The 12896-nt window shown below is 74.4% G+C and carries 10 protein-coding genes; 7 read left to right on the top strand and 3 right to left on the bottom strand.

Features of this window, described 5'->3' with window-relative positions; genetic code table 11:
• Positions 1-202 precede the first annotated feature (202 nt).
• From Drose_RS12080 to Drose_RS12055, 6 genes are read left to right on the top strand one after another with little or no spacing between them, the layout of a single operon-like run.
• Positions 203-1507 carry an Hsp70 family protein gene (locus tag Drose_RS12080; protein WP_260728263.1) on the top strand — a complete coding sequence of 435 codons (1305 nt, stop codon included), beginning with the start codon at positions 203-205 and terminating at the stop codon, positions 1505-1507.
• The gene (locus Drose_RS12075) at positions 1504-4080 is read left to right on the top strand and encodes a helix-turn-helix transcriptional regulator (protein WP_260728262.1); all 2577 of its coding nucleotides are present in this window, start codon (positions 1504-1506) and stop codon (positions 4078-4080) included. Before Drose_RS12080 ends, Drose_RS12075 begins: the two co-directional genes overlap by 4 nt.
• Complete coding sequence (locus Drose_RS12070; protein WP_260728261.1) at positions 4077-6026, top strand: nitrate- and nitrite sensing domain-containing protein; 1950 nt, start codon at positions 4077-4079, stop codon at positions 6024-6026. Before Drose_RS12075 ends, Drose_RS12070 begins: the two co-directional genes overlap by 4 nt.
• Before the next feature lie 10 nt (positions 6027-6036).
• Positions 6037-6453, top strand: a complete 417-nt coding sequence (locus Drose_RS12065; protein WP_260728260.1) for a roadblock/LC7 domain-containing protein — start codon at positions 6037-6039, stop codon at positions 6451-6453.
• Positions 6450-6833: a DUF742 domain-containing protein gene (locus Drose_RS12060; RefSeq protein WP_260728259.1), complete on the top strand. Its 384-nt coding sequence runs from the start codon at positions 6450-6452 to the stop codon at positions 6831-6833. Before Drose_RS12065 ends, Drose_RS12060 begins: the two co-directional genes overlap by 4 nt.
• On the top strand, positions 6821-7510 hold the full coding sequence (locus tag Drose_RS12055) for a cellulose-binding domain-containing protein (RefSeq protein WP_260728258.1): 690 nt from the start codon (positions 6821-6823) through the stop codon (positions 7508-7510). Before Drose_RS12060 ends, Drose_RS12055 begins: the two co-directional genes overlap by 13 nt.
• A 91-nt stretch (positions 7511-7601) precedes the next feature.
• On the opposite strand, the gene Drose_RS12050 is transcribed toward Drose_RS12055, so the two are convergent.
• Positions 7602-8327, bottom strand: coding sequence for an alpha/beta fold hydrolase (locus Drose_RS12050; protein ID WP_260729700.1), 726 nt, complete (start codon positions 8325-8327; stop codon positions 7602-7604).
• Here Drose_RS12050 and Drose_RS12045 point away from each other — a divergent pair.
• Complete coding sequence (locus Drose_RS12045; protein ID WP_313900017.1) at positions 8223-10994, top strand: IPT/TIG domain-containing protein; 2772 nt, start codon at positions 8223-8225, stop codon at positions 10992-10994. The two genes, Drose_RS12050 and Drose_RS12045, sit on opposite strands and share 105 nt — an antisense overlap.
• A 79-nt stretch (positions 10995-11073) precedes the next feature.
• On the opposite strand, the gene Drose_RS12040 is transcribed toward Drose_RS12045, so the two are convergent.
• Positions 11074-11979: a carbohydrate ABC transporter permease gene (locus Drose_RS12040; RefSeq protein WP_390891370.1), complete on the bottom strand. Its 906-nt coding sequence runs from the start codon at positions 11977-11979 to the stop codon at positions 11074-11076.
• A gap of 7 nt (positions 11980-11986) precedes the next feature.
• Positions 11987-12895, bottom strand: a complete 909-nt coding sequence (locus Drose_RS12035; protein ID WP_260728256.1) for a carbohydrate ABC transporter permease — start codon at positions 12893-12895, stop codon at positions 11987-11989.
• Position 12896: the final 1 nt, after the last annotated feature.

Here is a 12896-nt window from a genome sequence, read left to right as displayed (position 1 = left end):
CCGCCGAAGGTAGGTTCACGGGGACGAAGCCGGCATCGGGGATCGCGCCGAGTAACCGGGCGACTCCTTGGGGGATGGTCCCCCACCTGCCGTTAGGGGCATTGGGGGAAATCGGGCCACGCAGAGATCTAGGGGAGACCGTCGATGGCGTATCTGGTACGAACAACGCGTTGAACCGCCCCGCACATCGAGGAACACCACCATGCCGTACGTCCTGGGAGTAGACATTGGCGACAGCTTCACCTCGGCCGCCGTCTGCCGGCGCCGCGGAGCCACCTGGGGCGGTGCCGAGACGGTGCGACTCGGTGCCCGTTCCTCGGCCGCCGCGTCACTGATCGAGTTGTCGCCGACCGGCGCGCTGCTGACCGGCGACGGCGTGCGCGCCGACGCCTCCGGGGATCCGGGCCGCATCCTGCGCGGGTTCAACCGGCGGGTCGGCGACGACGTGCCGATGGTGGTGGACGGCCGGTCGTACCGGCCGCAGGAACTCCTCGCCGCGCTGGCGCGGCTGGTCGTCGACCGGCTGCACGAGCAGGAGGGCGAGGCGTGCGAGCAGGTGGTCCTCGCCCATCCGGCGGGTTGGGGCCCGCACCGGCAGGGCCTGCTCCTCGAGGCGCTGCGCGACGCCGGTCTCGGTGACGTCGTGCTGGTGCCCGGCCCCGTCGCCGCCGCCGAGCACCAGTCGGCCGGCGGCCGGCTGCCGGGCAACGCACTGCTGGCCGGCTACGACCTGGGCGGCACGACCTGCACCACGTTCCTGGTCGGCCGGCCCGCCCACCGGTCACCGGAGCTGCTGGCGCACACCGAGCACACCATCGGCGGCGCGGACCTGGACGACGCCCTGCTGGCACACGTCCGTGCGGCGATCGGCCGTGCGATCACCGACCCGTCCGCGGACGTCGACTCGGGCCCGGTCGCCGTGCTGCTGCGCCGCGACTGCACGGAGGCCCGGGAGCGGCTCTCCGACGCGCCGGAGGCGCACGTGCCGCTGCCCTGGTGGGCCGGCGACCCGGGCGGGACCGGCGAGCACCAGCGGGCGATGCGGGTCACCCGCGCGGAGCTGGAGACGCTGATCCGGCCGCTGCTGCGGGCCAGCGTCGACGGCCTGGCGCGGCTCGTCGCCGGCGGCGACCACGCCCCCGCCGACGTCGCCGGGGTGCTGCTCGTCGGCGGCGCGGCCCGGACACCGCTGGTCGCCGAGCTGATCGCCGACCGGCTGCGGGCCCCGGTCCTGCTCGACGAGGACCCGCGCACGACCGCGGCGCGCGGCGCGGCGCTGGTCGCCCGGCGGATCGTGAGCGGCCACCGCGGCGGTGCCGCACCGGTCTGGCCGCACGAGGTCACCGCCCCGCTGCCGCTCGCCGCCGAGGAGTCGTGGCCCGCCGGGGACGACGGCCGCCCGGCGCGGCCGCCGGTGGAGCCGGCCACGGAACCGGCGCGGGACGCGGACCCACCGGTCGGGACGCTGGTCGCCCGGCGCGCCCGCCGCGGCAGGAGGCGGCGGTGACCGGGGCACGGACGACGACGCACCCGGCCGCACGCAGGCTCGTCCTCGGCGCACCCGCCAGGCAGTTGTTCGACGCGGCCACCGCCGACCCGCTCGGCCCGCTCTGCGCCCAGGTGCGGGCACCGGGCGGTCACGGCAAGTCGGCGCTGCTGCAAGCCCTGGGCGACGCGCTGACCGCGGCCGGCGTGCGGGTCGTGACCCCGTGGCAGGCCGACGCCGAGCCGGACGGCGACGCGGTCCTGCTCGTGGACGACGCGCACCTGCTCGGTCCGGACCGGCTGGCGGCGCTGCGCGACCGGGTCCGGCGCGGGATGCCGCGGCTGGTGCTGGCCTACCGGCCGTGGCCACGGCCCGTCGCCCTGCTGGAGCTCGTCGACGCGCTGCCCCGCGTGCGGCCGCCGCTCACGCTCACACCGTTTGGGCCCGAACAGGTTCGTGCGTACCTCGCCCACGCCTGGGAGCTGACCCCCGCGCCGGAGGTCACGTCGTTCGTCGCGGCGCAGACCGCCGGGGTGCCGGCCTACGTGGTCCGGCTCGCGGCCGCCCTGGCGGCGAGCGGCGGCCGGCACGGCGGCGCCCGGCTGGAGGTGCCGGCGGCCGCGGTCGCCGGCTTCACGGCGGAGCTCGACGAGCTCGACCCTGACGTCCGGCGCGCTCTGCTCGCCGCGGAGGCCGGCCTGGGCCTGCGGATGGACCTGCTCGGTGCGCTGCTGGACTGTGGGCCCGAAGGCGTCGGCGCGGTCCTCGAGGCGGCCCGCGCGACCGGACTCGTCGGGCGCGACGGACAGCTAGTGCCGATCACCCGGACCGCCCTCGCAACGCTGACCCCGACGGCCGAGCGTGTCGCGGTGTGGCAGCGGCTCACCGAGTTGCAACTGGACCGGCGCGGCCCCGTGCTCCCCCTGGTTCGCGCCCTGCTCGGCACCGGCCCGGCGGGGACCGAACGGCTCGGCGGCACGGGGATGGCGGCGGCGTTCGAGGCCGCGGCCGAGGAGGCGTTGGACGGCGAGCCGGCCCTGGCCGCCGAGCTGTTCGCCGCCGCGGCCGCCGCCGGCCGCCCGACCGTCGTCCGCCAGGCACGGGCCGCGGCGCTCGCCGGCGACGTCGACGCCGCGCTGCGCCTGGCCGACCAGGTCGTCGCCGCGCCGGACTCGCCGGAGCGCGCCGAGGGCGCGCTGCTGGCCGCCACCGCGATCGCGCACCGGGGCCAACTGGGCCGCAGTGCCGAGCTGTACCGCTGGTCCAACCGTGGCCCCTCGCCGGCGTTCGCCGCGATCGGCCTGCTCGCCACCGGGCGGCTCGCCGAGGCGGAAGCGGCGCTGCGGGACTCGCCCGGCGACGGCCCGCCGACACTGCTCACCGGTGCCGCCTCGCTCATGGCGCGCGGCGTGCGGGAGTCGGTCACCGGCACCGCCACGGGCGCGCTGTCGACGCTCGTGCAGGCGGCGGCGCTGCTGGAGTCCGCCGGGCCCGCCGTGCCGCTGCCCGACGGTCCCGCCGCGTTGGCCGGGCTCGTCGCCCTGCACTGCGGCGAGCTCGACATCGGCGAATCGGTCCTGGACCGGGCCATCGCGTCCCGGGTGGGCGGCGCGCTGCTCGCCACCCGGCACGGGCTGCTACGTGCCTGGCTGGAGATGGTGCGCGGCAACCTCACCGCCGCCGACGCGCAGCTCACCGCCGTGACCGCCGACCGGGACCGGCTCGAACCGCGCGACCTGGTGTTCGCCGCCGCGCTGGGGATCGGGCTGGCCCGCCGCCGCAGCGACCTGGTCGCGCTGCACCGGGGGTGGCCGGCCGCGTGCGAGGCGCTGGTCCGCCACCCGGTCGACCTGTTCACCATGTTGCCGCTCGGGGAGTTCGCGATCGCGGCGGCCCGGCTCGGCCAGCAGCGCTGGCTCGCGACCCATCTTCGCGAGGCGGACCTGCTGCTGGCCGCGGTCGCCGAGCCGCCGCTGTGGGCCGTGCCGCTGCACTGGAGCGCGCTGCACGCGGCCGTCATCGCCGAGCAGCCGTCGGTGGCGGCGCGGCACGTCACCGCGCTGGCCGCCCACAGTGGACACAGCGCCTACGCGGCCGCCGCCGCGACCGCCGCGGCGAGCTGGCTGGAGGTGCTCAACGCGCGCGTCGACCCGGCCGCCGTCGAGGCCGCCGCGCGCGGGCTGCACGGCGTCGGGTTCCGCTGGGACGGGGCCAGGCTCGCCGGGCAGGCCGCGATCCGGACCACCGACCGCCGCGCGATGACGGCGCTGCTGGAGTGCGCCCGGCTGCTACAGGGCCGTGGCGCCGGCCGCGCCGGCGCGGCAGCGGCCGAACCGTCGCCCCGGCCCGGGGGCGACGGTTCGGCCGATCCGGTGCTCAGCGCACGCGAACGGGAGGTGGCGAGGCTCGTGCTCGAAGGGCTCACCTACCGGGAGGTCGGCGACCGGCTCTTCATCGCCGCGAAGACCGTCGAGCACCACATGGCCCGGATGCGCCAGCGGCTCGGCTGCGCCAGCCGAGCCGACCTGCTCGCGCGGTTGCGGATCCTGATCGATGACGACACGGCCGGCGCGGTCGCGGACGGGGCGCCGTGATCCTGCGCCGCCGGCACGCCCTGTTGCTCCTCCTCGCCGTCATGTGGGCGTTCGGCACCTACCACAGCGGGCGTACCGCGCTGACGCACTTCCAGGACCGCGCGACCGCCGTCGACCTCGTCGAGCCCGCCCAGCCGGTGATCGCCGCCCTGCAGGAGGAGCGCCGGCTCACCGCGCTCGTCCTCGCCGGCCCCGGCCGGCCCGACGAGCTGGCGGCGCAGCGCGCCCGGACCGATCAGGCGGCGGCGCGGCTGCGCGAGTCCGCCGGCCGCGCCCGGGTCGGCTGGAGCGGCACGCCGGCCGGGGGCGCCGCGGCCCGGCTGCTCGACCGGCTGGCCGCGCTGGCCGCCATCCGCACCGGCGTCGACGACCGGTCGCTCGACGCGCGGCAGGCCGCAGCCGCCTACACGGAGACCACCGGCGCCGCGCTCCAGCTCGCCGCCGCCATCTGGCCCCGGACCGACCCGGCCGCGGCCGAGCGGCAGCGCGCGCTGGCCGCCCTGACCCGCGCCGGTGAGTTGCTGGCCCGCGAGGACGCCCTGATCTCGGGCGCGCGAGCGACGTTCACCGACGCCGACCGGACCGAGCTGGCCCAGCTCGCCGGCGCCCGGCGGCTGCTGCACGCCGACGCCGCCGCCGCACTGGCCGCACCCGACCGGGCCCGCCTGGACGCCCTGCCGGACACCGGGCTCGCCGCGGCCGAGGACGCGCTGGTCCGCGGCACCGGCGCACCCGACGCGGCGGCCTGGCGGGCAGCGGCCGGCCCGGCGCTGGCGGCGGAGCGTGGCATCGTCGCGGCGGGGCTGGGTGAGGGCACCGCCGGGCTGGCGCCGGCCGGTGTGTCGGCCATCGTCCAGGTCGGCCTCTTCGGCGGTCTCGGCCTCGTCGCCGTGCTCGCCGCCTACGCCCTCGCCCGGCGCCGGGACGCCCCGGCCGCCGAGCCGGACGACGGCACCGCCACCGTGCTGCTGACGCTCAGCCGGCGCAACCAGGCCCTGCTGCACCGGCAGCTTGCCGTGCTGGACGAGCTGGAGCGGCGCGAGAACGACACCGGCGACCTGGCCGCGCTGTTCCGCGCCGACCACCTCGCCGCCCAGCTACGGCGCAACGTCGAGAAGGCGATCATCCTCGGCGGTGGCGCGCCGGGCCGCCGCTGGCGCCGGCCGGTGCCCGTGGTCGACGTCGCCCGGGCCGCCGCGGCGTCCGTGGAGCGGTACGGCGCGGTGATGGTCGCGTCGGTCGACCCCGCCGGGCTGGCCGGTCCGGCCGTCGGCGACGTCACCCACCTGCTGACCGAGCTGATCGACAACGCCACTCGCTGCTCGCCCGGGGACTCCACGGTCTGGGTCACCGGAGAGCTGGGCCTCACCGCGTACACGGTCGTGGTCCAGGACCGGGGTCCCGGCATGACGGCGGGCGAGCTGGCGGCGGCCCGCGACGCGCTGGCCCGCCCGTTCCGGCCGGCCGGACCGGAGCGGACGGGGCTGCGGCTGGCCGGCCGGCTGGCCCGTACCCATGCCGTCGAGATCGACCTGGAGGAGGCCCCGCGCGGCGGGATCGCCGCCCGGGTCCGCATCCCGCTGGGGCTGATGGTCCTCGACGACGACCCCCACCCCGACCCGCCCCGGCGTCCGGAGCCGCCGGACCCGGGCGTCCCGCCCGGCCTTCCGGAGCCGCGGCAGGACGGGTTGCCGCAGCGGGCGCCGGGCCCTGTCCCGGTCGCGGCCGGCTTCGCGTGGCGGCGGGCCGACCGGCCGCCGCCGGTCGACCGGACCGCCCGCTTCCGCGACCGCCTCGCGGCCCGCGGCCGGGGCGGACCCGGCGCCGACCCCGGCGGTGACGACACCGGCGGGACCAGCGCGGGCGACGGGCGGCCGGACGTCGCCGCGCCCACCGTCGAGCTCCCGATGCGGCACTCCACTGTGGACGACACCGCGCAGCGGTAGGAGGACAACGTTGAAGCAGACGACGATCGCCCCGGCGGACGACCTGCACCACCTGCTCGACGACCTCGTCGACCGGGTGTCCGAAGCGGAGCTGGCCGTGCTCCTGTCGGCCGACGGCGTGGCGCTCGTCGCCTCCCGGACGGTCACCGAGGAGGCCGCCACCCTCGTCGCGGCGGCCGCGGCCGGCCTGCACGCCCTCGCCGCCGCGGCCGGCCGGCAGATCCACGGCGGCGACGCCCTGCGCACCATCGTCGAGATGGAGCACGTCCTGCTGGTCGTCGAGCCGGCCGGGGACGCCGCCCTCCTCGCGGTCACCTTCACCGGCGCGCCGGATCCGGAGGTGGTCAACGAGCCGGTCGCCGAGACCGCCGAGCGTGCCCGCCGGGTGCTCGCGGCCCGCGGACGGACCGGCGGCGAGGCCCGGTGACCGCACCGCCGAGGGACCTCGCCGACGAGGTCTGGTACGACGCGGACGCCGGCCCGGTGGTCCGCCTGTACGCGCTGACCCGGGGCCGCGTGACCCCCGACACCGACGGCCTCGACCTGGCCAGCGTCGTGACGGCCGGGCCGGCGCCCACCGGCCTGGAGGACCTCTCCCCCGAGCAGGCCGAGATCCTGCGGCTGTCCGCCCGCCCCGTCTCGGTCGCCGAGGTCGCCGCCCACCTCGGGGTGCCGCTGAGCACCGCCCGCGTGCTCCTGTCCGACCTGCGCGCCGCCGGGCTCGTGGTCGCGGGCGGCGAGCGCCCGGCCGACGAGCCGTCGGACCAACTGCTCGGCAAGGTGTTGTCCGGGCTGTGGGACCTGTGAAGCGGCCCCGGAGCGTGCCGGTCGTGCTGCTGGACACGCTCGCCCAAGCGCCCGGCGGCCTCCGGCGACTGCTGCGCGGCGGTGACCGGCCGGTCGTGGCCGGCGTCGCCGGCGGCTCCCTCGCCGCGCTGGCCGGCACTGGAGCGCTCGTCGCGGTGTTCCTGTGGCCGTCCGCGCCGCCGGCGCCCGCAGGCGGACCGGCGCCGCCGGCCACGGCGGCCGGGTCGACCACCGGTCACGCGGGGGGCAGCGCGCAGGCACCGTCCTCGGCGCCGCCGAGTCCTTCCCCGAGCGCCTCCACCCGTGCGGCGCCGGGCACGAGCGCCCCGTCCCGCGGCGCCACCCCGGTGCCGCTGACCGCCAGGTTCGCCAGAGGCAACGACGGGCTGGCCGGCTACCCGGCCACGATCGCGGTCACCAACCCGGGCACGGTGCCGGTGACCGGCTGGACCGTGACCCTGACCCTGCCGCGCAGCACGCTCACGGTCACGGACGTCTCCGGCGCGACCGTGACCCGCGACGGTGCGGTGTGGACCTTCGTCCCCGACTCGGGCACCGCGCAGGTCGGCGGGGGCCGGTCGGTGACGGTGTCGTTCCGCGTCAACGGCGCGGCCCTGCTCGACGCGACCCCGACGGCGTGCACCGTCGACGGCCGCCCCTGCGAGGGTGTCGGCTGACCGCGCCCGCTCAGGAGCCGGTCGCCGGCCCGGCGGCGGGGCCGGCCGCGCGGTGGCGCCACGCTGCCGCGCCACTTGCGGGCGAGCGGACCTACTGCTCGTCGAGGAACGCGAGGGTCACCGCGGCGAACAGCGGTGAGCCGAAGATGCTGTAGTGCGTCAGGCCGGGCAGGATCGCCAGGGCGTGGCCGCCTTTGGGCCGGCCCTCGCCGGCCCAGCCGCCGTCACGGAGGCCGCCGTCGAGCAGGTTGAAGACCTCGACGTAGTGGCTCGGCGGTGCCATGTCGGCGTCGGCGGCGACGATGAGTGTCGGCACCCGGAGGCCACGGACGTCCTCGGTGAGATCGAAGTCGTTCGCCATCAGCGCACCGATCTTGTCCAGCAGCCGAGGGAAGTCCTGCGGACGCGGCGCGACCTGCTGGTACAGCCGATACATCGGGGTGTCCTTCATGAACTCCGCGGCGGCCGCGGACACCTGGCCCTGCTGGGCCCGCATCTCCGCGTAGATCGCGTCGGAGCGGATGTTCGCCGAGGCGGCGACGAGCCGGCCGACCTTGTCCGGATACCGCACCGCGGCGCGCAGCGCGACGCCGCCGCCGAGCGAGTAGCCGACCAGGTCGGGCTGGTCGAGCCCGAGGTGGTCGATCAGTGCCGCGATGTCGTCGGCCATCAGGAAGATGTCGAGCGGCCGGTCGACGTCGGCGGTCCGGCCGTGCCCCTGGAGGTCGACGGTGATCACCTGGTGGCGCTCGGCCAGCGCGGGCAGGATCGGCCCGAACATCTCCCCGGAGCCGAGTCCGCCGTGCAGCAGGATCATGGGCCGTCCGCTGCCGACGGTCTCGTAGTAGAGATCGAGGCCGTTGACCGCCGCGTATCGACCCGTTCCCCTGGTGTCGGTCGTCCAACCGGTGTCGGTCACGGTGATCGCTCCCCTTCGCGTCCTCGTCGACGGCGTGCTGCCCTCACCATACGCAACGTCGCTGATCCGTGGAGGTATGACCGAGTACCGGACGGCCGTTACCGGCTGTCCGGGTGCGAATCCACCGAAGTATTGCAAAAACCATTCACATCTGACCTACGTTCGTGGAGACCGAGCGGCACCAGGTGCCGCTCCACACCTGTACGGGGGGAAAGGGTGTTTGCAACCACGAACATCCGCGGGGGGCCGGTACCACGCGGACGAACCTGGGCCGGCACGGCGCTGGCCCTTACGCTCACCGCGGCGGGCGTCGCGGTGGCGACACCGGCATACGCGGCAGTTCCGACCCTGACGGACATCACACCGTCAAGCGGTCCTGTCGCCGGCGGGACCGCGGTGACCATCACCGGGACCAACATGACGGGCACCAGCGGCGTCACCTTCGACGGTGTCGCGGGAACCAACCTCACGGGGGTCACCGCCACCACCGTCACCATCACCACGCCGCCGGGCACCACCGGCCTCGCCCCGGTGGTTGTGACGAATGCTGACGGCCCGTCCGTCACCACGCTCAACTTCACGTACGTCGCCGCACCGACGGTGACGAAGGTGGAGGCGACCGCAGGCCCGGTGGCCGGCGGGACCCAGGTGACCGTCACCGGCACCAACCTGACCGGCGCCACCGCGGTCACCTTCGACGGGACGCCCGGCACCGCCCTCACGGCGGTCACCGCCACCTCGCTCAAGGTGACCACGCCGGCGCACGCCGCCGGTGCGGCTCCGGTCGTGGTCACCACGGCCGGCGGCGACAGCAACGCCACCGTGGAGTTCACCTATGTGGATCCGCCGGTGGTGTCCAGCGTGACACCGTCCAGCGGCCCTCCGGCCGGCGGGACCGTGGTGACCGTCAACGGCACCGACCTGGCCGATGCCACCAAGGTCACCATCGGCGGCGTGGAGGGCACCAACCTCACGCCGGTCAACGCCACCAGCCTCAAGGTGACCGCCCCGGCGGGCACCCCCGGCACGGCCCCGGTCGTGGTCACCACGGCCGGCGGCGACAGCAACAGCACCATCATGTATGCGTACAACGCGGCGCCGAAGGTGACGAAGCCGCCGTACGCGCAGTCGCGCAGCGTCGGCACCCAGGCCAAGTTCACGGCGACGGCCTCGGGTTACCCGACCCCGGACGTCAAGTGGCAGGAACTGCTCAAGGGCGGCACCTGGACGGACATCGCCGGCCAGACGACCGGGACGCTGACGTTCACCACGACGGACCAGCAGAACGGCGCGCAGTACCGCGCGGTGTTCCAGAACTCGCTCGGCAGCGTGACCACCAGCGCGGCGACGCTGACGGTGGTCCCCGCACCGCCGGACGCCCCGGACAAGCCGGCGGCGCCGACGCTGACCGCCGGGGTGTCGTCGATCGAGGCGACGTGGACGGCCCCGAACGAGAACGGCACGGAGGTCACCGGCTACACGGTGACGGCGACGCCGGGCCCGGCCACCTGCACCACGAAGAGCAAGACCGAGACAAGCTGCGTGCTCGGCGCGACCGCGGGCGAGGACTACACCGTGACGGTGGTGGCCCACTCGGCCGCCGGCGACTCGCCGGTGAGCGACCCGTCCAACTCCGTCACGGCGACGGAACCGCAGACGCCGGCGACGGCGCCACCGGCGGACGCACCGCTCACCACCGACGCCGGCCCGATCAGCGCCGCCGAGCCGGGGCAGGAGATCACGCTCGAGGGGTCCGGTTACGCGCCGTTCTCCACGGTGGTCATCACGCTGTACTCGGACCCGACCGAGCTGGTCAGCGTCCTCACCGACGCCAATGGTGACTTCGCCCAGCCGATCACCATCCCGAGCGACCTCCAAGGGTCGAACCACTCGCTGGTCGCGGCGGGTGTGGGCCCGGACGGCACCGTCCGGAACCTGCGCGCCGATCTCTACGTGGCGTCCGGGGCGACGGTGAAGATGACCGGGCCGATCGTGCGCAACAGCGTCGGCCGGCCGCAGATGTTCGCGCGCGGCTCGGACAACAACCTGTACACCAACGTCCAGGCCGCCGACGGTACCTGGGGCACCTGGGAGAACCTGGGCGGGTTGATCTACAGCGAGCCGGTCGCCGTGCTGAACAACAACGGCCGGTTGCAGGTGTTCGTCGTCGGCGGTGACCACTCGATCTGGCACCGCCTGCAGAACGCCGACGGCTCGTTCGCCTGGTGGACCCCGGTGAGCTCGCCGCGGTACCTGCACTCGCTGGCGCTGACCCAGAACGACGACGGGACCGTCGTCGTGATGGGCCGCGGCCTGGACGACAACCTGTGGGCGACCAAGCAGACCTCGACGTCCACCCCGGGTTCCTGGACCACTTGGGACAACCTGAGCGGGCTGATCTACAGCAACCCGACGCTCCACAAGCGGGACGACGGGCTGCTCGAGGTCTTCGCCATCGGCGGTGACGGCCAGGTCTGGCACCGGGTGCAGACGGCCAAGAACACGACCACGTTCGTCTGGTGGAGCCGTGCCGGCCTGTCGATGTCGAACCACGCCAGCACGTGACGGCCTGAATACCACGCAGCGGCGGGCGCCCCGGGATCCCGGGGCGCCCGTCGCCGTCGAGGGGCATCCGGTGCGCCACTCACTTCAGATGGCCGGCGGTGAGGCCGGACTGCACCTGCCGCTGGAACGCCAGGTACAGGATCAGCACGGGCAGCATCGCGATCGCCATCCCGGCGAACAGGGCGCTGTAGTCGCCGGCGTAACCCTGGTTGATCGTGAGCGCGGTCAGGCCCTGGGTGAGCACCCATTTCTTCTCCGCGCCCTGACCCTGCATGAGCACGATCGGCAGGATGTACTGGTTCCAGTGCGTCAGCAGGTTGAAGATGCCCACGCTGATGATGCCCGGCTTCGCCATCGGCAGCATGATCCGGAAGAACAGGCCGAAGTGCGAGCAGCCGTCGACCATCGCCGCCTCGGCCACCTCCGTCGGCAGCGTCCGGAAGAACGCCGTGAGGAAGAAGACCGTGAACGGCAGCGCATACGCGGTGTAGGTCAGGATCAGGCCCAGGTGCGTCGAGAGCAGGCCCATGTTCTTCACCACGAAGAACAGCGGGACCAGCGCCAGGAACACCGGGAACATCATCCCGCCGACGAACAGGAAGTAGATGAGCCGGCCGAACTTGAGGTCGTATCGCGCGAGCACGTAGGCGGCCATCGAGCCGAGCAGCATCGTGAGCACCAGCGCGCCGGCGACGACGATCGCGGTGTTCAGGAAGTACAGGCCGAGGTTGGCCTCGTTCCAGGCCCGGCTCCAGTTCTCGAAGCGGAGCTTCGACGGCAGGCGCCAGGCGCTGGTGAGGATCTCGTTGTCGTCCTTGAACCCGCTCATGATCGCCCAGAGCAGCGGGAGCGTCGTCAGCAACGCCCAACCCACGAGCATGGTGTGGGAGAACACGTTGAAGGTACTGAAGCGACCCCGCTCGCGCGGCGCCTTCTCCGGCTTCGGGGACACCGCCGTGGTCTGCGGCTCGGAGATCGTGGTCATTCGGGCCTCAGAGCTCGATCCGGTCGCGACGGGTGAGCCGCAGCGAGACGAACGCAATGGACAGGGTCAGGAAGAACAGCGCGACGCCGATCGCGGAGGCGAAGCCGAACTTGTTCTCGTTCATCGCCGCCTCGTAGAGGTACAGACCGACGACCCTGGAACTCTCGCCCGGGCCGCCGTTGGTGACGATCTGCACCAGCGCGAAGGCGTCGATCGCGATGACCGCGAGGTAGATCCAGGCGACCTGGATCGTCTCCCACAGCAGCGGGACGGTGATCATGCGCAGGACGGTGCGGCGCTCCGCACCGTCCAGCATCGCCGCCTCGTAGATCTCCTTGGGGATCGACTGCATCGCGGCGTTGAAGAGCACCACGTAGAAGCCGACGTTGCTCCAGACCATGACCGCCATGACGCAGTAGAACGCCAGGTCGGGGTCGCCGAGCCAGGGCTTTGCGAGCGAGTCGAGGCCGACCGCGCGGAGAAAGCCGTTGAGTATGCCGCTTCTCGGCGCGTAGACCTCCTTCCACAGCACGCCGATGATGGCCACCGACAGCACCTGCGGGAAGAAGTAGACGACCCGGTAGAAGGCGGCGCCACGGACCCCGCTGACGCCGGCCTTCCCCTTCCGGCCACCGACCGTGAGCATGGTGGCGAAGAACAGCGCCAGCACGATCGTGATGATCGGCAGCGCCACCAGCAGGATGGCGTTGTTCTTCAGGGCGTTCCAGAGGTGCTCGTCCTTCAGGAGCTTGGCGAAGTTGGCGAGGCCCACGTAGTTGTAGTCCGGCGACAATCCCTTCCAGTCCGTCGCGGAGATTTGGAATGCCTGGGCGTACGGCGAAAGCACGAACACGGCGTACAGCGCCAGTGGTGGCAGGAGAAACGTGAGCGCGAACAGGCGCCTACCGTGCCGCATG

The sequence above is a fragment of the Dactylosporangium roseum genome, assembly GCF_025264685.1.
Taxonomy (GTDB): Bacteria; Actinomycetota; Actinomycetes; order Mycobacteriales; family Micromonosporaceae; genus Dactylosporangium; species Dactylosporangium roseum.
This window is presented reverse-complemented; position numbering and strand designations above follow the sequence as displayed.

Bases quoted from the DNA above. Each gene is read 5' to 3' on its own strand.
- Drose_RS12080 (WP_260728263.1), top strand. From the start codon at position 203: ATGCCGTACGTCCTGGGAGTAGACATTGGCGACAGCTTCACCTCGGCC.
- Drose_RS12050 (WP_260729700.1), bottom strand. From the start codon at position 8,327: ATGATCCTGCTGCACGGCGGACTCGGCTCCGGGGAGATGTTCGGGCCG.
- Drose_RS12040 (WP_390891370.1), bottom strand. From the start codon at position 11,979: ATGACCACGATCTCCGAGCCGCAGACCACGGCGGTGTCCCCGAAGCCG.
- Drose_RS12035 (WP_260728256.1), bottom strand. From the start codon at position 12,895: ATGCGGCACGGTAGGCGCCTGTTCGCGCTCACGTTTCTCCTGCCACCA.